Genomic DNA, 18,730 nt, shown 5'->3' with positions numbered 1-18,730 from the left:
TGTCGAGGTGACTGTCATGCGCAAGATCGCAACGAACGCAAATCGCCAGCCAGCTAATCTGTCGATCGATTCGCAGCTCATGGCGGAAGCCAAGGGGCTCAACGTGAATGTATCGCGCGCTGCGGAGGCCGGCATATCGGAAGCGGTTGCTGCGGAAAAAACGCGGCTATGGAAGCTTGAGAACCGTGCGACGATGGACGCTTGGAACGACTATGTCGACAAGCACGGCATCCCACTCGCCGAACATCGGCAATTCTGATGGCGCGCTATGACGTCTTCGCCAGCGGCATCGAAGGCGGCTATCTGCTCGACGTTCAATCCGACCTGCTCGACCACTTCAAGACGCGGGTGGTCGTTCCACTTCTGCCACTGACCTCGGCGCCTTCGCCAATGCGCAAGCTGCATCCGGTCTTTGAGATCAACGGCCGGAAGATGGTGATGGCCACCCACCTCATTGCGACGGTGGCCGCAGCCGAACTCGGCGAAAATCGAACCAATCTCATGAGCCACCACGACGATATCGTGGCGGCACTCGATATGCTCTTTCAAGGCTTTTAAGGCGCCTGCCTTACGCAATTCCGGACGGAAACGGCTCACACTTTTCCTGGAATTGCTCCTCACCCCGACGTCTTCGCCGCCCAGGCCTTCAGCGCCTCGTCGAACACTTTCTCGCCCGGAATGCCCTTTTCCATGGTGAGCAGAGCGCGGCGTCCAGTCTTGTAGACGACCGGCACGTCGATCCAGGACTGTCCCCGAAGCAGCGTCAGGTTGGCGTCCTCGTCGGCCTTGGTGTCATTGAGCGCAACGAGGAAGAAGCCGTCGGCGATCTTGGCCGGGATGCCGATCAGCGGGCTGCCGGCGTCCTGCTCCGAGCTCTTCATGGCGATGCGCAGGATGTTGTCGACGCCGCCGCCGTCAAACCCTTCCGGCGTCAGGAAGATCATCTCGATGATGTGGCTGGCCGGCAGGGTCTGGTCGGTGTTGCGCCGGATCGTCATGCGCAGCTGGATATTCTTGCCCGGAATCGTCGCTTCGGCACGGATCGCCGGTTCCGGCGGCAGGTCGCCGCCGGGCGATTCCTGCACCAGCGACCAGACGATGCTGCCGGGCTCGGCCGTGCCCTGCTGGGTGCTGGTGCGCTCCTCATAGAAGATCGCCTTCTGTCCGACCGGCACAGTCGCCTCGGCGGTCGCCGGCGCGGGTGTGGCCGGCGCGGTACCTGCAGCGGGTGGCGTTGCTCCGGCGGCGGGCGGCGTGGCGCCGGCCGCGGGGGGCGTCGTTGCCGCATCAGCCGTTGGCGGTGCGGTTCCAGCCGCCGGCGGCGTCGGATTGGCCGCGTCGGTCGTCGGCGCCGCAGCGGGAGGCGTTTGCGTGGCGGCCGCGGGCGCGGCACCGGTCGGCGCAGGCGCCGTTGCCGGGGCGGGCGGCGGCCGCGAGGTCAGCGCCGCGACGGATTCGCCTTCGCCGATCGTGGGCTGTCCGCCAGCCGGGCCGGGATCGGTCTCCTTGCCCTCGGGCGTCAGGCGCTGCGTGAACTTGGTCGTCTCGGCGGGCTCGCCTGTAGCGGCCGGAGCTGGGCTCGGCGCTGCCGCCGTCTCGGTCGCAGGCTTGGCCGGACCAGGCTTGACCAGCGGCTCGGTCGAGACCGTCTTGTTGCCGCTGCCGCCAAGGCCAAAGAGCGAGCCGAACGCAGTCTTGTTCAGCCATATGCCGTAACCGCCGCCCGCCAACACCAAAAGCGCGATGACGGCAGCGATCAGGCCGCCATAGCCGCGCCTGCGCCGCGGCTGCTGAGGCCGCAGCCGTTGGAAAGTATCGGCCGCCGGCTGCTCGTCATTGGCAAAAACATCGCTGCCGTCGTCGGCATCGGCGGCGTCCATGCCAGCGAGGCCGACATCGTCCTCGCGCGGCGACGGCATCGGCGGTGGCGGCGCCTTCTGCCAGGCAGGCTCCGCCTTGGGCGCGGCCTGCCAGCTCGGCTCCGTCCTTGCCGTGCTTTGCCAGGCCGGCTCGGTCTTCACAGGGTTTTGCGGCGCGGGCTCAGCCTTGCTTTGCCAGCTCGGTTCGGGCTTGGCCGGTTCGATCCTGGCGGGCGCCGGTGTCGGCTTGAACGGTTCCGATTTGAACGGGTCCGGCCTGGCAGGCGCCGGCACTGCGGGCGCCGCCGGCTGGCGGGAGTGGGTCGGCTGGTTCCTGTTGCGGTCGATGGAGGAGAAGATATGCTCCAGCTCCGCCAGCGGATCGGCGGCGGGAACGCTTTTGGCATAACTGCGCTCGACGCTGGAGATGGCGTCCTCAAGCGTGCGCTTCTGTTGATCGACGACCGAAGGCGCCAATGGCGGAACGCGATCGGCAAGCTTCTTGGCGATTGTCGCTCGCGCCTTGTCATAGACCTTCGACCGCATCTCCGGCGTGTTCTCGCTGAGATTGTCGATCGTCTTTTTCAGAACGGCGATGAAATCTGCCATGCGTCAGGTGACCTGCATTCTTTTCCCACCGGCCGCAAATCAGCCGTAACGCCGGGAAGGGCTGTGAAACTAGTCTTGAAACGGATCGGTCACAAGTATCGTGTCTTCCCGTTCGGGGCTGGTGGAAAGCAGCGCCACCGGGGCGCCGATCAGCTCCTCGATATAGCGGACATATTTGACGGCTTGCGCCGGCAAATCGTTCCAACTCCTGGCGCCGGCGGTGGTCCCCTTCCAGCCTTCGAGCGTCTCGTAGATGGGCTCGACCCGCGCTTGCGCGCCCTGACTGGCCGGCAAGTAATCGATCGTCTCGCCGTCGAGCCGATAGCCGGTGCAGACCTTGATCTCGTCCAGCCCGTCGAGCACATCGAGCTTGGTGAGCGCGATGCCCTTGATGCCGTTGACGGCAACGGCCTGGCGTACCAGCACGGCGTCGAACCAGCCGCAGCGGCGCTTGCGGCCGGTGACGACGCCGAACTCGTGGCCGCGCGTGCCGAGGAACTCGCCGATCTCGTTCTTCTGCTCGGTCGGGAACGGCCCCTCGCCGACGCGCGTCGTATAGGCCTTGGTGATGCCGAGCACATAGCCGATGACGCCGGGACCGACGCCGGAACCGGCAGCGGCTTGACCCGCTACCGTGTTGGACGAGGTGACGAAGGGATAGGTGCCGTGGTCAATGTCGAGCAGCGTGCCCTGCGCCCCCTCGAACAGGATGCGCTCGCCGGCGCGGCGTTTGTCGTCGAGCACCTTCCAGACCCGGTCCATGTAAGGCAGGATCTCGCCGGCCACCGAGGTCAGCTCCTGCATGATCGCCTCATGCGTCGCTTCCGGATGGCCGAGTCCGCGGCGCAGCGCGTTGTGGTGCGTCAGCAGCCTGTCGACCTTCAAGGGGAGCGTTTCCAAATCCGCCAGGTCCATCACCCGCACCGCCCGCCGGCCCACCTTGTCCTCATAGGCAGGGCCGATGCCACGGCGGGTCGTGCCAATCTTGGTTCCGGAATTCGAGGCGGCATCTTCGCGGAATCCATCCAGCTCCCGGTGCAGCGACAGGATAAGCGCGGTGTTTTCGGCTATTTTCAGGCGCTCCGGCGTGACCTCCACGCCCTGGTCCTTGAGCTTCTTGGCTTCGGCCACGAAAGCATGCGGATCGAACACCACGCCATTGCCGATGATCGAGAGCTTGCCTTGCCTGACCACGCCGGAGGGCAGCAGCGACAGCTTGTAGACCTTGCCGTCGACGACCAGCGTATGGCCGGCATTGTGGCCGCCCTGGAAGCGCACGACCACGTCGGCCCGTTCCGACAGCCAGTCGACGATCTTGCCCTTGCCTTCGTCGCCCCACTGCGAGCCGACGACCACCACATTGGCCATGTTCTTTTCCCTTGAAATGCCGCGCGGGCGGCCTGAAACGACAGCCTCTATAGCGTCAAGCGCCGGCCGGCGCGACCCTTTCTTTGCCGCCGAAACCATCCCTGGAACATGATTTGAAAGCGGGAGCCGGCTTTCGGAACCCGACCGTGCTCCAGGAGTTGCATCGGGATGACGATGCCGGCGAAGCCTCGTCCCGATCAGGCATAACAAATTCCAGCTTTCGCATCATTTACTTGCCGCCGCCGCCACTCTAGGCCGGCCTGAACCCGCGAACATCCCTGCAGGCCGATCCCTCATGCACCGAGCCGCCTATCTGTTCCTTCTGTCGACCATGCTGTTGTGGGGCGGCAATTCGGTCGCGGGCAAGCTTGCCGTCGGCCATGTCTCGCCGATGACGCTGGTGTTCCTGCGCTGGGTGATGGCGGTGCTGATCCTGCTGCCCGTCGGCTGGCGGACGCTGCGCGAGGACTGGCCCGAAGTGCGCAGCCACTGGAAACTGCTTGCCGGCCTCGGCGCGTGCGGCTTCACCATCTTCAACGTCATCTTCTACACCGCGCTCAACTACACAACCGCTATCAACGTCTCGATCGAGCAGGCGGCCATCCCGATCGTCATCATCCTTGCCAACTTCATGTTCTTCCGGCTGCGCGTGCGGCCTCTGCAGATCGTCGGCGTCGTGCTCACCATCGTCGGCGTCGCGCTGACCGCAAGCCATGGCGATCTCGGCCAGCTCTTGAAGCTCGACCTCAACTTCGGCGACGCCATCATGCTTGTCGCTGTGCTTTGCTACAGCCTCTATTCGGTGGGGCTGCGCCTCAGGCCGGCAATCCGCTGGCAGAGTTTCATGCTGGCGCTGTCGTTCGCGGCGCTGCTGATCTCCCTGCCCTTCGTCATCTGGGAGATTGCGGCCGGCCGCGCCGTCATGCCGGACGCAAGCGGATGGGCGCTCACGCTCTATACGGCGCTCGGCGCCTCGGTAGTCTCGCAGGTCCTCTACATCAAGGGCAACGAGCTGATCGGCGCCAACCGCGCCGGTCTGTTCATCAACCTGGTGCCGATCTTCGGCACGCTGCTTTCGGTGCTGATCGTCGGCGAGCAGTTTCAGCCCTATCAGGCCTTCGCGCTGGCTCTTGTCCTCGGCGGCATTGCCTTGGCCGAATACAGCGGCAGCAGAGCGGCACTACAGGCGGGATGATATCTCCCGATCACGCGTCAAGCAGCCGTTGGCGATGGCTGTACTATCAACGCCTCGCCTGCCGGCGCAGGCGGGGCGTCTTCATTTTCAACGTTCACTCGGCGCCGACGTCGAACCGCAGTCGCTTCGCCGAGTCGATCGACTTGTGCGCGCGCACCTGTTCCAGCACCCTTTCCGGGAAGGGCGCGTCGAGATAGAGCAGCGCGATCGCGTCGCCGCCCGGCCGGTTGCGGCCGAGCTGGAAATTGGCGATGTTGACGCCGTTCTCGCCGCACACCGTGCCGAGCAGGCCGATGATGCCGGGCGCGTCGGCATTAGTCGTGTAGAGCATGTGCTGCCCGACTTCGGCGTCGAGATTGATGCCCTTAATCTGGATGAAGCGCGGCTTGCCGTCGGAGAAGCAGGTGCCGGCGATCGAGCGCGTCATGTGCTCGGTCTTGACCGTCAGCTTGATATAGCCGTCGAACACGCCCGACTTGTCGCGCTTGACCTCGGCGACGATGATGCCGCGTTCCTTCACCATGATCGGCGCCGACACCATGTTGACGTCGGAGACTTGCGGCCGGATCAGGCCGGCAAGGGCGGCGCTCACCAGCGCGCGCGTGTTCATCGTCGCGGTCGAGCCGTCGAACAGGATCTCGACCTCCTTGATCGGATCCTCGGTGACCTGGCCGACGAAGGCGCCGAGCACCTCGGCAAGCTTGACGAAGGGCTTGAGCCTCGGCGCTTCCTCGGCGGTGATCGAAGGCATGTTGATGGCGTTGGAGACGGCGCCATTGATGAGATAATCGCTCATCTGCTCGGCGACCTGCAGCGCGACATTCTCCTGAGCCTCGGTGGTCGATGCGCCGAGATGCGGTGTCGCCACGACATTCTCCATGCCGAACAGCGGGTTGTTCTCCGCCGGCTCGACCTCGAACACGTCGATGCCCGCGCCCGCCACCTTGCCGCTCTTCAGCGCCGCGACCAGATCGGCCTCGACGACCAGGCCGCCACGCGCGCAATTGATGATGCGCACGCCGTCCTTCATCTTGGCGATCGCGGCCGCGTCGATGATGTTGCGCGTCTTCTCGGTCAGCGGCGTGTGCAGCGTGATGAAGTCGGCGCGGGCGAAGAGCTCGTCGAGCTCGACCTTCTGGACGCCGAGCTCCTCGGCGCGGCTGTCCGACAGGAACGGATCGAAGGCGATAACATGCATCTTCAATCCGACGCCGCGCGTGGCGACGATCGAGCCGATATTGCCGCAGCCGATCACGCCTAACGTCTTGCTGGTGATCTCGACGCCCATGAAGCGGTTCTTTTCCCATTTTCCCGCATGGGTCGAGGCATTGGCTTCCGGGATCTGCCGCGCCAGCGCGAAGATCATGGCGACCGCATGCTCGGCCGTGGTGATCGAATTGCCGAAAGGCGTGTTCATCACGATGATGCCCTTGCGGCTGGCGGCCGGGATATCGACATTGTCGACGCCGATGCCGGCGCGGCCGACGACCTTGAGCCTGGTTGCCGCATTGATCAGCTTCTCGGTGACCTTGGTCGCCGAGCGGATGGCAAGGCCGTCATATTGGTCGATCACCTCGAGCAGCTTTTCCTTGTCCTTGCCGAGGTCGGGCAGGTAGTCGACCTCGATGCCGCGATCCTTGAAGATCTGCACGGCGGTGGTTGAAAGTTTATCCGAAACGAGAACGCGGGGCGCCATCACGGCCTCCTTGAAGGGAATTGGATGTGTCGGGAAATGGTGGCGGCCCGCAGGCCGCCACGGATTTCAGGCCGCCGCCTTGAGCGACGCCTTCTGCGCGGCGAAGGCCCAGTCGAGCCAGGGCAGCAGCGCTTCGAGATCGGCGGTCTCGACGGTGGCGCCGCACCAGATGCGCAGCCCGGGCGGCGCGTCGCGATAGGAGCCGATGTCGTAGGCGACACCTTCCTTGTCGAGCGCCGAGACGAGGCCCTTGGCGAAGGCCGCCTGACCGTCGGCATCGAGCGCCGCAATATCCGGATCGGTGAAGGACAGGCACACGGACGTGTTCGAGCGTGTTGCCGGATCGACGGCCAGATGGCCGAGCCACGACGACTTGCCAACGAACCGGTCGAGCACCGCGGCATTGGCGTCGGCGCGGGCAATCAGCGCTTCCAGGCCGCCGATCGACTTCGCCCACTGCAGCGCATCGAGATAATCCTCGACGCACAGCATCGACGGCGTGTTGATGGTCTCGCCCTTGAAGATGCCCTCGATCAGCTTGCCGCCCGAGGTCAGGCGGAAGATCTTCGGCAGCGGCCAGGCCGGCTTGTAGGTCTCCAGCCGCTCGACGGCGCGGGGCGACAGGATCAGCATGCCGTGCGCGCCTTCGCCGCCCAGCACCTTCTGCCAAGAGAAGGTGACGACATCGAGTTTTTCAAAGTCGAGCCTTTGCGCGAAGGCGGCGGACGTCGCGTCGCAGATGGTCAAGCCCTTGCGGTCCGCGGGAATGAAATCGCCGTTCGGCACGCGCACGCCCGAGGTCGTGCCGTTCCAGGTGAAGACCACGTCGCGATCGAAATCGATCTGCTTGAGGTCGGGCAGCTGGCCGTAGCCGGCCTCGAACTTGCGCACGTCGGCGAGCTTGAGCTGCTTGACGACATCGGTCACCCAGCCGGAGCCGAAGCTTTCCCAGGCGACCATGTCGACACCGCGCTCGCCGAGCAGCGACCACAGCGCCATCTCGACGGCGCCGGTGTCGGACGCCGGCACGATGCCGATGCGGTAGCCGGCGGGAACCTTGAGGATGTCGCGCGTCAGCTCGATCGCCTGCTCGAGCTTGCCCTTGCCGATCTTGGCGCGATGGGAGCGTCCGAGCGCGGCCTTCGAGAGCGCCTCGGCCGACCAGCCGGGACGTTTTGCGCAGGGACCTGACGAGAAATTGGGGTTTGCCGGACGGAGTCCGGGCTTGGTAAGCGTCGTCATCGTGGTCTATCCTTCCAGATAGTGGCCCCTCGTTGGGGAGGGGTGGCCCACGGACGGCGATATGCTTTCAGCCTTTCGGCGTCAAGAGCAAAGTTTTTGTCGCTGTCGGGATATTTGCTCGCGAAAAGCAATGCCGCAAAAAGCAGACGTCGGGACTGAAGAGAACCGCCGTCTGCGGTTTTTGCTGCCGTCTGCGCTACCAAAGATCATAACGCAGTCCGAGCTTGACGGTCTGGAAGTTCACACCCTTGTGAACGTTGAAGAGCCCGTTATCATAGGCGACATATTTGGCGCTCGGAACTGAGAGATACTCATAGCCGAGGTCGACCGAAACGTTTCTGGTCATCTGGTACGAAAGGCCGGCCGCCAGCGAATAGGCAAAGTCATAGCTCGCCTTCGAACTGACCTGCCCGTCATAGCCGGCGGGGTCATCGCAATTGAATTGCGTCGTGGTGGTGGTGCCGTTGCCGACGACGCTGCTGCTCGACGGAGCGCAATTTTTCGCGCCGATCGTGCTGGCGTACTTATCATAGACAACGCCGGCGCCGGCGCCGATATAGGGCGTGATACCTACATACGTGCCGAGATCGATATAGCCGTTGGCCATCAGGCTATAAGCTTTGTTCAGGGCGTTGCTGGAGCCCTTGCAGGGTTGAGTGGTGGGCCGAGTCGTGATTTGGCTCGTAATCGAGCCGGAGGTGTTGTCAACGACTGTCGTCGTTGTTGATCCGCTACAGGTGGTGTCTACACTGTCGCCGAACTTGTTTGACGGCAGGATTCCCAAATTCAGATCGGCACGAAGGTAATCGTTGAAATGATAGCCCATGCCGACGCTAGCATCGAACAACGTCCGGCTGTGCGAAAAGCCCGGATTGTTGCTGGTCTCGTCAAACGGATGGCTGAAGGCATAACCGACATCGCCGCGCAGGTACCAGCCCGAGCCGACCTCGACCGGCTGGTAGTCCGGCGCCTGGTCGACATAGATCGGCGGGTCGTAGTCGGCTGACAAAGCCTGTGTCGCCGGCATCAGCACGATTGAGGCGAGCGCCAGTGCGATACGCGATTTTGATATCATGGTCCCCGGCTCCTGAAGTTGGCGCCAGTCGCGAGCGCGAGCAGAGCTGCCGTTTCAGGAAGCATTGTTAACCATAGTGGTTAAGTGCCGGTTAAGGATAACGGCCCGTTACCAATTGATTTCGATCGATATTTACCGGCGTCGCATAAACGAAAGCCGCCCGGCTGGCGCCGGGCGGCTTCGAGTTCCAGGATTCAGGAAGCGATTACTTGGTGTAGATCGGCTCCGGTTCCGGCTGATAGGCGACCGGTTCCGCGCAGCCATTGTTGCCGCCGAACTGGTAGCGCAGGCCGCCGCGCACTTCGTGCGTGTTGATGCCGTGGTCGAAACCTGGCCCGGAACTGCTCGTATCAAACTCGAACATGCGGCCGCCCTCGATGTGCGTGAAGCGGTAGCCGGCGTCGAGGATCACCCTGTCGGTCAGGCAGTAGGACGCGCCAGCCATAAGCGCGTAAGCGAAGCGCCAGTTGGACGAGCCAGGATTGGTCTCGGTGGTGTTCGGATCATGGACCGTGTCCCATTTGACGTGCGCACCACCGATGCCGGCGCCGACATAAGGCGTGATGCCGTGCCAGGTACCGATGTCGACATAGACATTGGCGAGCAGCAGCAGGGCGCTCATTTTCGAAACTTCGGTCGACGTTGTAATCAGATCCGAGGTCTGGCCGTTGAAGTTCGACTTGAACCAGTAATCTGCGGTCAGGTCGGTGCGGAGATAGTTGTTGATCTTGTAGCCAACACCACCGCCGAGCGAGAAGCCGCCCTTCAGATGGCCGAAATCGAAATCATTGCTGCCGGGCGGCGGCCCGTATGTAATATAGTCAATGCTGCCGAGATCCGATTTGTGATAATCGATGTCGCCGCGGATATACCAGCCGCCGACATCGATCGGCTGCTGTTCGACGACCGGCGGCGGCGCCTCTTCGACCTGCGGTTCGGGGAGGTCGGCCGCGAAGAGCGGTCCGGCCGAGCCCGCGAACAGCACGGCAAGCAATGCCATTCTTGCTGTCTTGAACATTCTGTCACCCCTAAGAAGCCTCGGGACGACACCCGCCCGAAGATGATTGACCTCGGGTTTGGATAATGAATTGCAAAGGTTAAAAGCCGTTTAACCGTACCGATTAACCACGAATCTATACAATTTTAGAGGGAACCCCGTTGTCCGGGAGGCCTGCCCTCGACGAAAAAGCCCGCCTGACGGCGGGCTCGATGACCTTGAAGCTCGGCAACCGGGTTCAGGCGGCGCTGCGGGTTTCCTGGAGGATGCCCACGATGTCGTTGACGACCGCCTCGACCAGTTGCGGGTCGTCGCCCTCGGCCATGACGCGGATCAGCGGCTCGGTGCCGGATGGCCGGATGACGAGGCGGCCGGACGTGCCGAGCCGGTTGCGCCCTTCTTCGATCGCCGCCTTGACCGGCGCTTCCTCCAGCGGCTTGCCCCCGGAGATGCGGACGTTCTTGAGAAGCTGGGGCACCGGCTCGAACTTCTTCGACAATTCGCTGACCGGGCGGTTCTGCCGCTTGATGCAGGCGAGCACCTGCAGAGCCGAGACCAGACCGTCTCCCGTGGTCGAGAAATCGGAAAGCACGATGTGGCCGGACTGCTCGCCGCCGACATTCAAGCCATGCGCGCGCATATGTTCGACCACATAGCGGTCGCCCACCTTGGTGCGATGCAGCTGCAGCTTCATGTCGCCGAGGAAGCGCTCCAGGCCGAGATTGGACATCACGGTGGAAACGACGCCGCCGCCGGCCAGCCTTCCGCTCTGGTGCCAGGATTCGGCGATCAGCGCCATGATCTGGTCGCCGTCGACGATCGCTCCGTTCTCGTCGACGATGACCACGCGGTCGGCGTCGCCGTCGAGCGCGATGCCGATATCGGCGCGCACCTCATGCACCTTCTTCTGCAGGCCGGCCGGATGGGTCGAGCCGCACTCCTTATTGATGTTGAAGCCGTTCGGCTCGACATTGATCGCCACCACCTCGGCGCCGAGCTCCCACAGCGCCTCGGGCGCCACCTTGTAGGAAGCGCCGTTCGCGCAATCGACGACGATCCGCAGACCCGAGAGCGACATCGAGCGGGGCAGCGTGCGCTTGGCGAATTCGATATAGCGGTCATGCACGCCGTCGACGCGCTTGGCCCGGCCGAGCCCGTCGGAATCGGCGAGCGCCAGCTCGATGTCCTTGTCGAGCATGCCTTCGATGCGCTCCTCGATCTCGTCGGAGAGCTTGTAGCCGTCGGGACCGAACAGCTTGATGCCGTTGTCGTAATAAGGGTTGTGCGAGGCCGAGATCATCACGCCGATGTCGGCGCGCAACGAGCGCACCAGCATGGCGACGGCAGGCGTCGGGATCGGGCCGAGGAGGAAGACGTCCATGCCGGCGGCGCACAGGCCGGCAACCATGGCGTTCTCGATCATGTAGCCGGAAAGCCGCGTATCCTTGCCGAGCACGACGCGGTGACGATGATTGCCGCGCTGGAACGAAAGCCCAGCGGCCATGCCGACGCGCATGGCGACCTCGGCCGTCATCGGAAATTTGTTGGCGCGTCCGCGAATACCGTCCGTGCCGAAATACTGACCTGCCATATCCTTACAGTCCCCGTCGGTTTTCAGCAGGCCCGTATTGCCACAATTGGGCCGCATCCGATCATCAAATTTCGTGATTGTATATTACCAATCCTTAGAAAAACATTGTCGCAGGCGGTGCAAGTGGTTCGACGGCCTATCACCACCTTTGACTTGGCGGCGCTACACCTGCCCACGCGAGGCTTTTCGGAGCCTGGAAACCTTGGCTGGCGGCGAACCCGCAAGCAATTCATCACCTTATCAGGAGCAACACACTTTGTGACGGGTCCCGCGCCGGATGCATCTGGCGCAACCGGACATTGAGAGCTATTGATTTGGCATAGGGACACCTATTGGCGGCAGCAAGGGAGAAAACGCCATGCTTATTCATAGACTTGCAGCTTTGACGGGTCTCGCCGTCGCAACCTTGTTCATGGCGGCGCCGGCCAACGCGCTGACCATGGCCGAGTGCAGCACCAAGTATAATGCGGCCAAGGATGCGGGAACGCTTGCCGGCCAGACCTGGAACCAGTTCCGCAAGGCGCAGTGCGGCAGCGATGCTTCCGCCGCGACCGACACCAAGGCGGCCACCGACACCAAGGCGGCCACCGACACCAAGGCTGCGACCGACACGAAGGCCGCCGACACCAAGACGACCAAGAAGGCAAAGGCCGCCGCCGCCGCCGAGGCCAAGGGCCTGAGCTCCAAGGAATGCAGCGCCAAGTACCAGGCGGCAAAATCCGCCGGCACGCTCAACGGCATGAAGTGGAATGACTTCCGCAAGGCCGAGTGCGGCCCTGGCGCAACCGCCGCGGCTGCCACCGCGCCCGCGGCCGAAACCAAGCCGGCCAAAACCTCGACCGCGGCTGCCGCCGGCGGCAAGGGCCTGACCATGGCGGAATGCAGCACCAAGTACCAGGCCGCGAAGACCGCCAACAAGCTCAACGGCATGAAGTGGAACGACTTCCGCAAGGCAGAATGCGGGGCCGGCGCCGATGACGACGACACTGTGCCTGCTCCGACGGAGGCCACCTACACCAGCGAGCCGGCGAAGCCGACGGTCGCAGCGCCGAAGGGCGTGAGCTTCCCGAAGGCGATCTCGCCGAAATTCGCCACCGAGAACCCGGGTAAGGGCCGCATGCACACCTGCCTTGAGCAGTACTACGCCAACAAGGACGCCAACACGCTGAACGGCCTGAAGTGGATCCAGAAGGGTGGCGGCTTCTACAGCCTCTGCAATGCCAAGCTGAAGAGCTGATCGCCTAGTTATTCAAGAGAAAAGGCCCGCGCATCGCAAGATGCGTGGGCTTTTTTGTACAGGCGGAGACGCCCGCGGCCTTGCTCTATCTGCATATGGCGGGACTGCCGGCATCGTCGATTTGCCCACACTGCCCACCGCCAGGCTCATGGGTAGCTCGCAAAAATTCCAGTTGAACATACAGGGAACAAACAGTATACAAAAGACGTCTAACTTATCATCAATCAGGAGGGTCTTATGTTCAATTTGAAATTGGCGGCGTTGGCTGTGACGGCACTGGTCGCTTGGAGCGCCTCACCTGCGAGCGCGCTGACGATGAAGGAATGCGGCGAGACCTATCAGGCAGCCAAGGAAGGCGGCACTCTGAACGGCATGGACTGGGCCGCTTTCCGCAAGGAGAAATGCGCCACGTCCGCCGCGGAGAGTGTCAGCGCGGATTCGGTCAAAACCGCGGAGCCAGCAGAAAAAGACACCAGCGCGGCGGTCACCCCCACTGTGGCGCCGGCGGGTGTGACATTCCCGACCACCCTCGCCGCCGAGTTCAAGACCGAAAAGCCCGCGAAGGCCAGGATGAAGACCTGCCTGCAGGGTTACCACGACAACAAGGAGGCGGGTACGTTGAACGGCCTTCGTTGGATCCAGAAGGGCGGCGGCTACTACAGCCTCTGCAATGCCAAGCTGAAGAGCTGATCGCTTAGCCTCTTCCTTTTTGTTGGATAGCTTCAAAAGTCACGTCCTCGGCTCCTTTAAAACGCTCAGAGATCGGCTGCTTCGGAGTCTTCTTTCTTTCGACGCTTGCGATTGGCGAAAGCCGGCGTGACGGCCAATCTCCCCCCTTGTGGTGGAGATGTCCGGCAGGACAGAGGGGGGGCGCGAAGGAACTCGATGCTCACAGGACGAAGGTTCCTCGTCCCACGAAAGTGGGGAGAGGTGGCTCGGCGAAGCCGAGGCGGAGAGGGAAGCGCCCTGCGAAGGCCCCCTCCGTCCGCTTCGCGGCCACCTCTCCCCCGCCTTCGGTTGGGGCGAGGAACCAAAGCTTTGATACGCCGGCGGGACAGCGCCCCTCTGCCCTGCCGGGCCTTTCTCCCACAAAGAGGGAGATTGGCTGCCCCACCGCTTTCGCCAATCACCAGCGCAAGTCAGCCAAACCTCCGGTGCGCCCAAAAAGCAAAACGCCGCGGTTTGATCCGCGGCGTTCGTTGTGAGCATTCACAGTCCTCAGCTTGACGGCTGCGGTTCCATGCCGCCTTCGGGCTCAGGACCCTTCTTGCGGCGGCCGCCCGTGCCGGCCTTCGGCACCGCAGAGCCCCGGCTGGGCGGGGTGTCGTCGCCGAGGTCGCGGGCGGGCTTGTGCCCTGCGATCAACTGCTTGATCTCTTCGCCCGACAGCGTCTCGTATTCGAGCAGCCCTTCGGCGAGCGCGATCCATTCCTTCTTCTTCTTGGTCAGCACCGACTTCGCGGTCGAATAGGCGTCGTCGATCAGCCGCCGCACCTCGGCGTCGATGATCTGCGCCGTCTCTTCCGAGATGTTCTGCTGGCGCGCCACCGAGTGGCCGAGGAAGACCTCTTCCTGGTTGTCGCCATAGGCGACATGGCCGAGCTTGTCGGAGAAGCCCCAGCGCGTGACCATGGCGCGCGCCAGCTTGGTCGCCTGCTCGATGTCGGAGGAGGCCCCCGACGTGATGTTCTCCTTGCCGAACTTGAACTCCTCGGCGACGCGGCCACCCATCATGATCGCCAGCCTGGAGATCATGTATTTGTAGCTCATCGAATAGCGGTCGCCTTCCGGCAGCTGCATGACCATGCCGAGCGCGCGGCCGCGCGGGATGATGGTCGCCTTGTGCAGCGGGTCCGCCGTCGGCACGTTGAGCGCCAGGATGGCGTGGCCGGCCTCATGATAGGCGGTCAGCTCCTTCTCGGCCTGCGTCATCGCCGACGAACGGCGCTCCGCGCCCATCATGATCTTGTCCTTGGCGTCCTCGAACTCGGCCATGGTGACCAGCCGCTTGTTGCGGCGCGCCGCCATCAGCGCGGATTCGTTGACGAGGTTCATCAGGTCGGCGCCGGAGAAGCCCGGCGTGCCGCGCGCGATGACCTTGAGGTCGACATTGGGCGCCAGCGGCACGTTGCGGACATGCACCTTGAGGATCTTCTCGCGGCCGACGATGTCGGGGTTCGGCACCACGACCTGGCGGTCGAAGCGGCCGGGCCTCAGCAGCGCCGGGTCCAACACGTCGGGCCGGTTGGTGGCGGCGATCAGGATGATCGACTCGTTCGACTCGAAGCCGTCCATCTCGACCAGCAGCTGGTTCAGCGTCTGCTCGCGCTCGTCATTGCCGCCGCCAAGACCGGCGCCGCGATGACGGCCGACCGCGTCGATCTCGTCGATGAAGATGATGCAGGGCGCGTTCTTCTTGGCCTGGTCGAACATGTCGCGCACGCGGCTCGCGCCGACGCCGACGAACATCTCGACGAAGTCCGAGCCGGAGATGGTGAAGAACGGCACATTGGCCTCGCCGGCGACCGAGCGCGCGAGCAGCGTCTTGCCGGTGCCGGGCGGGCCGACCAGCAGCACGCCGCGCGGGATCTTGCCGCCGAGGCGCTGGAACTTCTGGGGATCGCGCAGGAACTCGACGATCTCTTCGAGGTCTTCCTTGGCTTCGTCGACGCCGGCGACATCCTGGAAGGTGACGCGGCCATGCGCCTCCGTCAGAAGCTTGGCCTTCGACTTGCCGAAGCCCATCGCTCTTCCGGAGCCGGACTGCATCTGGCGCATGAAGAATATCCACACGCCGAGGATCAGGATCATCGGCAGCCACGAAATCAGGTAGCCGAACAGCGAGTTGGAGCCGTCGGTCTCAGGCTTGGCGGTGATGGTGACGTTCTTGTCCTGCAGCCTGGAAACCAGCGACGGGTCGCCCGGCGAATAAGTCTGGAAGCCGTTGGCGTTGTCCGTGTAGTTGCCGAAGACGCGGGCACCCGCGATGGTCACGCTCTTGACCCGGCCGGAGGCGACGTCCTGCAGGAACTGCGAATAGGGAATATCCGTCGTTGCACCGCGCGTCTGGGGCGTCTGGAACAGATTGAACAGGGCGATGAGCAGGACCGCTATGATCGCCCAGAGCGCGAGGTTGCGATAGTTCGGATTCATCTATTGTCCCGTTGGAGCCCGTCTGCGGGCCCGCGATGATGGAGAAGCTTGGGCCTAACATAGGGAGAGCGCCTCCCCTTGCCAAGCAGAACAGCACGTATCGGTTAAGCTTTCGCCCACCCTCGCCCACCATCATGGCCATGGAATGGCGGCGCCGGCACCGGCGGCGCTCCGACAAGCATCGCGACGGCGGTGGCGGGTTCAATGTCGAAGCAAGGCAGGAAGCGCGCGAAAGGGGCAACCGCCGGAACGATAGACACCGATTGCGGGCCGGCATCGCCCCCAGCGAAATCAAGGTGTTTGCCGCCGGACCATAGCGCTGGCTCCGCAGCAAGCGCCTCGCGTGAAAGGCTTTGTGGAACATCCTCGCTGAAGGGCGCTTTACTGGCGGCGGCACGGCCAAGCGGCGCGATCACCAAGTCGCCCGGCCCGTCTTTCAAAGTGAAGCGGTCATCCAAGATGACGCGCCGGCGGTTGTCCCAAAGCCAATTGTCCGCCGGCGGCGCGGGGGCGGGCAGATTGCGGCTTTCGCGGCGAAGGAAAATGCCTGTACGGCGCGCATCGACCACCGTCCGCGACAATGTGGCGCAAAGCGATCCCAGCTGCAGGCGGGAAAGCAGCTCAGCACAGCGCGCCTCGTCGGCGAGAAAGGACATGCCGCCAACCGTGGCCAGCAGGATGCGCAGCACGTAAACGGCCGCTTGGCCGTCCTCATGCCCGGCGAAATCGCGATCGAGGCGGATGAGACCCGGAACCGGTCTGCTGGCGAACGCGTCGATGAGCTTGGCGGCGCGGCGACCGATGTCGTGGCGCTCGCGTGCCGCCTGGGCGGACAGCGCCAGCGCCTCGGCAATGCGCCGTTCGCCTTCGCCCTGCGCGAGCGCCGCGCGCATGCGCGGCCGCTCGAAGCGGGCATCCACATTGGTCGGATCCTCGATCCAGCCGACGTCGCGATGCCGCAGCATGTCACGCAACGCAGCGCGCCTGGTGCCGAGCAGCGGCCGGACGATCCAGGTGCGCCAGTCATGCAGCGTGGCGGGCGCCATGCCGGCAAGGCCACGGCCGTCATCGTCGCGCGCCTGGCGCATCAGCACCGTCTCGGCCTGGTCGTCTGCGGTGTGGCCGGTCAGGATCAGCTTGATGCCTTCGGCGTCGGCTGCTTGCGCCAGCAGCCTGTAGCGCGCCTCGCGCGCGGCGGCCGGCAGCCCGCTCGCGGGCTTGTCGCCGCGCCAGGCGAGAATGCGATGCGCGACGCCGCGCTCCGCGCAGAAATCGGCAACCTGCCGCGCCTCGGTGGCCGAATCCGGCCGCAAGCCATGATCGATCGTCACCGCGAGCAGCCTGGCGGCCGGTGCGGTCCGGTCGAGGTGATCTTTGAGAAGGAGGACAAGGGCGGTCGAGTCGCTGCCGCCGGACACGGCTGCAACGGCGCCGGTCGAAAAGTCCAGGTCGAAGAAAAGGCGGTCTGAGAGGTTGGCTTTGGTATCGGGCGTCAGCACGCCGCCAGTGCCTTTTCCTGCTTGATGCGTTCCTTGAGCGTGCCGGAAACGTCCGGATAGCGCTTGCCGATCTCGTTGAAGGTGGCGCAGGCCACGTCGTTCTGCTTCAGCCCCACCAGCGAGACGCCGAGCTTGAGCAGCATGTCGGGCGCCTTCTTGGCCTTCGGATAGTCCTTGCTGGCGGCCAGGAAGATCTCCGCCGCATCACGGTACTTCTGCTGACCAAGCAGCGACTCGCCCAGCCAGTAATGCGCGTCCGCCGCCTTGGCGTCCTTGGGGAAGCGGGAGATATGGTCACGAAAACCCTGCTCTGCGGTCGGGTAGTCGCCCGACAGGATGAACTGGTAGGAATTGCGGTAGAGCTCGTCCGGATCGTTGGTCGATGGCAGGGCCGCGACTTGCGTGTCGCCGGACTTGTTCTTCTTGGCAGGCGTTTCGGCGGAAGGAGCGCTTGCCGTGGCGGAGGGAGCCTGCGCCGGCGCGCTTGCCTGCGGGTCGGTCTCGGCATTGACGACATTGCCGTTCTTGTCGACGGTGATGGTGCCGAAATTCTTCGGCGGCGCGCCGGTGATCAGCTTGCCGGGGTCGCCGGTCTGCGATTCCACGATGACGTCGCCGACCGTCTTGCCGCCGCCATTTTGCCCGCCGGTGTCGGCAGGCGCCTGCGTCGCCGGGGCCTGCGCGACGCTGTTGTCCGCGCCGGCGTCGCCGGTGCCGGAATCCCCGGTGCCGGCATCGCCGAGGTTGGTATTGCCGCCGGTTCCGTCCTGAGGCGCGGCCTCCGACTTCTTCTGCCCGGTCGGCTTGGCGCCGCCTTGCGAACCGCCCTCGAGCTGCTGGAAGCGGAATTCATTGTCCTCCTGCTGCTTTCGGATCTGTTCCTGCATCTGCAGGATCTGGAAGTTCATCTCCTCGATCTTGCCGTTCAGCTGACGCAGCTGGTCCTCCAGACCCGTTATGCCACCGCTGTTGTCCTGCGCGACCTGGGCCTGTTCCGGCTTCTTCTTGTCGCCGAAGATGCCGAGCGTCGGCAGATGGAAGGTGAACCCGCTGTCGGAGGCCCGCGCGGCGCTGTCGGCCGAGGCGGCAAGGCTCGGGAGGCTTGATACGAGCAGCAGCGCAAGCGTGCCGCTCAGGACCGTTCTGAAGTGCATTCTGTCTCTCGCGGTGGATGTGTTGGCCTGATGCGCCTTTCCAAAATCAGACAAT

The 18,730-nt window shown here is 64.0% G+C and carries 15 protein-coding genes; 5 read left to right on the top strand and 10 right to left on the bottom strand.

What is annotated here, in order from left to right; genetic code table 11:
• Positions 1–16 precede the first annotated feature (16 nt).
• Both EJ069_RS28720 and EJ069_RS28715 read left to right on the top strand, forming a co-directional pair.
• Positions 17–259 (top strand): type II toxin-antitoxin system CcdA family antitoxin, encoded by a 243-nt coding sequence (locus EJ069_RS28720; RefSeq protein ID WP_042637270.1) that lies wholly within the window; start codon positions 17–19, stop codon positions 257–259.
• Complete coding sequence (locus tag EJ069_RS28715) at positions 259–558, top strand: CcdB family protein (protein ID WP_126064014.1); 300 nt, start codon at positions 259–261, stop codon at positions 556–558. Before EJ069_RS28720 ends, EJ069_RS28715 begins: the two co-directional genes overlap by 1 nt.
• A 59-nt stretch (positions 559–617) precedes the next feature.
• On the opposite strand, the gene EJ069_RS28710 is transcribed toward EJ069_RS28715, so the two are convergent.
• Positions 618–2,468 carry a hypothetical protein gene (locus EJ069_RS28710; RefSeq protein WP_126064013.1) on the bottom strand — a complete coding sequence of 617 codons (1,851 nt, stop codon included), beginning with the start codon at positions 2,466–2,468 and terminating at the stop codon, positions 618–620.
• Between the two features lie 69 nt (positions 2,469–2,537).
• Positions 2,538–3,836, bottom strand: coding sequence for an adenylosuccinate synthase (locus tag EJ069_RS28705; protein ID WP_126064012.1), 1,299 nt, complete (start codon positions 3,834–3,836; stop codon positions 2,538–2,540).
• A 295-nt stretch (positions 3,837–4,131) separates the two neighbouring features.
• On the opposite strand from EJ069_RS28705, the gene EJ069_RS28700 reads away from it, so the two are divergent.
• A complete protein-coding gene (locus tag EJ069_RS28700; RefSeq protein WP_126064011.1) occupies positions 4,132–5,031 on the top strand; it encodes a DMT family transporter in 900 nt (299 codons plus the stop codon).
• 94 nt (positions 5,032–5,125) lie between these two features.
• Here the strand turns inward: EJ069_RS28700 and serA are convergent, their stop codons facing one another.
• From serA to glmM, 5 genes are all read right to left on the bottom strand, one after another.
• The gene (serA, locus tag EJ069_RS28695) at positions 5,126–6,727 is read right to left on the bottom strand and encodes a phosphoglycerate dehydrogenase (protein ID WP_126064010.1); all 1,602 of its coding nucleotides are present in this window, start codon (positions 6,725–6,727) and stop codon (positions 5,126–5,128) included.
• 66 nt (positions 6,728–6,793) lie between these two features.
• Positions 6,794–7,969: a phosphoserine transaminase gene (locus EJ069_RS28690; protein ID WP_126064009.1), complete on the bottom strand. Its 1,176-nt coding sequence runs from the start codon at positions 7,967–7,969 to the stop codon at positions 6,794–6,796.
• 196 nt (positions 7,970–8,165) lie between these two features.
• On the bottom strand, positions 8,166–9,044 hold the full coding sequence (locus tag EJ069_RS28685) for an outer membrane beta-barrel protein (protein WP_126064008.1): 879 nt from the start codon (positions 9,042–9,044) through the stop codon (positions 8,166–8,168).
• A gap of 205 nt (positions 9,045–9,249) precedes the next feature.
• The gene (locus tag EJ069_RS28680) at positions 9,250–10,062 is read right to left on the bottom strand and encodes an outer membrane protein (RefSeq protein ID WP_126064007.1); all 813 of its coding nucleotides are present in this window, start codon (positions 10,060–10,062) and stop codon (positions 9,250–9,252) included.
• Positions 10,063–10,279: 217 nt separating this feature from the next.
• Positions 10,280–11,632 carry a phosphoglucosamine mutase gene (glmM, locus tag EJ069_RS28675; protein WP_126064006.1) on the bottom strand — a complete coding sequence of 451 codons (1,353 nt, stop codon included), beginning with the start codon at positions 11,630–11,632 and terminating at the stop codon, positions 10,280–10,282.
• Positions 11,633–11,990: 358 nt separating this feature from the next.
• Here glmM and EJ069_RS28670 point away from each other — a divergent pair, with 358 nt between their 5' ends.
• Positions 11,991–12,869 (top strand): hypothetical protein, encoded by an 879-nt coding sequence (locus EJ069_RS28670; RefSeq protein WP_126064005.1) that lies wholly within the window; start codon positions 11,991–11,993, stop codon positions 12,867–12,869.
• Between the two features lie 237 nt (positions 12,870–13,106).
• Positions 13,107–13,559, top strand: a complete 453-nt coding sequence (locus EJ069_RS28665; protein ID WP_126064004.1) for a hypothetical protein — start codon at positions 13,107–13,109, stop codon at positions 13,557–13,559.
• Between the two features lie 528 nt (positions 13,560–14,087).
• Here EJ069_RS28665 and ftsH read toward each other — a convergent pair.
• The 3 genes from ftsH to ybgF all read right to left on the bottom strand — a co-directional run bounded on the left by ftsH (position 14,088) and on the right by ybgF (position 18,675).
• Positions 14,088–16,022, bottom strand: a complete 1,935-nt coding sequence (ftsH, locus tag EJ069_RS28660; RefSeq protein ID WP_042645749.1) for an ATP-dependent zinc metalloprotease FtsH — start codon at positions 16,020–16,022, stop codon at positions 14,088–14,090.
• Positions 16,023–16,126: 104 nt separating this feature from the next.
• Positions 16,127–17,521 carry a tRNA lysidine(34) synthetase TilS gene (tilS, locus tag EJ069_RS28655; RefSeq protein WP_245456348.1) on the bottom strand — a complete coding sequence of 465 codons (1,395 nt, stop codon included), beginning with the start codon at positions 17,519–17,521 and terminating at the stop codon, positions 16,127–16,129.
• Positions 17,515–18,675, bottom strand: coding sequence for a tol-pal system protein YbgF (gene ybgF / locus EJ069_RS28650; RefSeq protein ID WP_126064003.1), 1,161 nt, complete (start codon positions 18,673–18,675; stop codon positions 17,515–17,517). Before ybgF ends, tilS begins: the two co-directional genes overlap by 7 nt.
• Positions 18,676–18,730 lie beyond the last annotated feature (55 nt).

It is taken from the genome of Mesorhizobium sp. M2A.F.Ca.ET.043.05.1.1, from assembly GCF_003952445.1.
In the GTDB taxonomy this organism is placed as follows: Bacteria; Pseudomonadota; Alphaproteobacteria; order Rhizobiales; family Rhizobiaceae; genus Mesorhizobium.
This window is presented reverse-complemented; position numbering and strand designations above follow the sequence as displayed.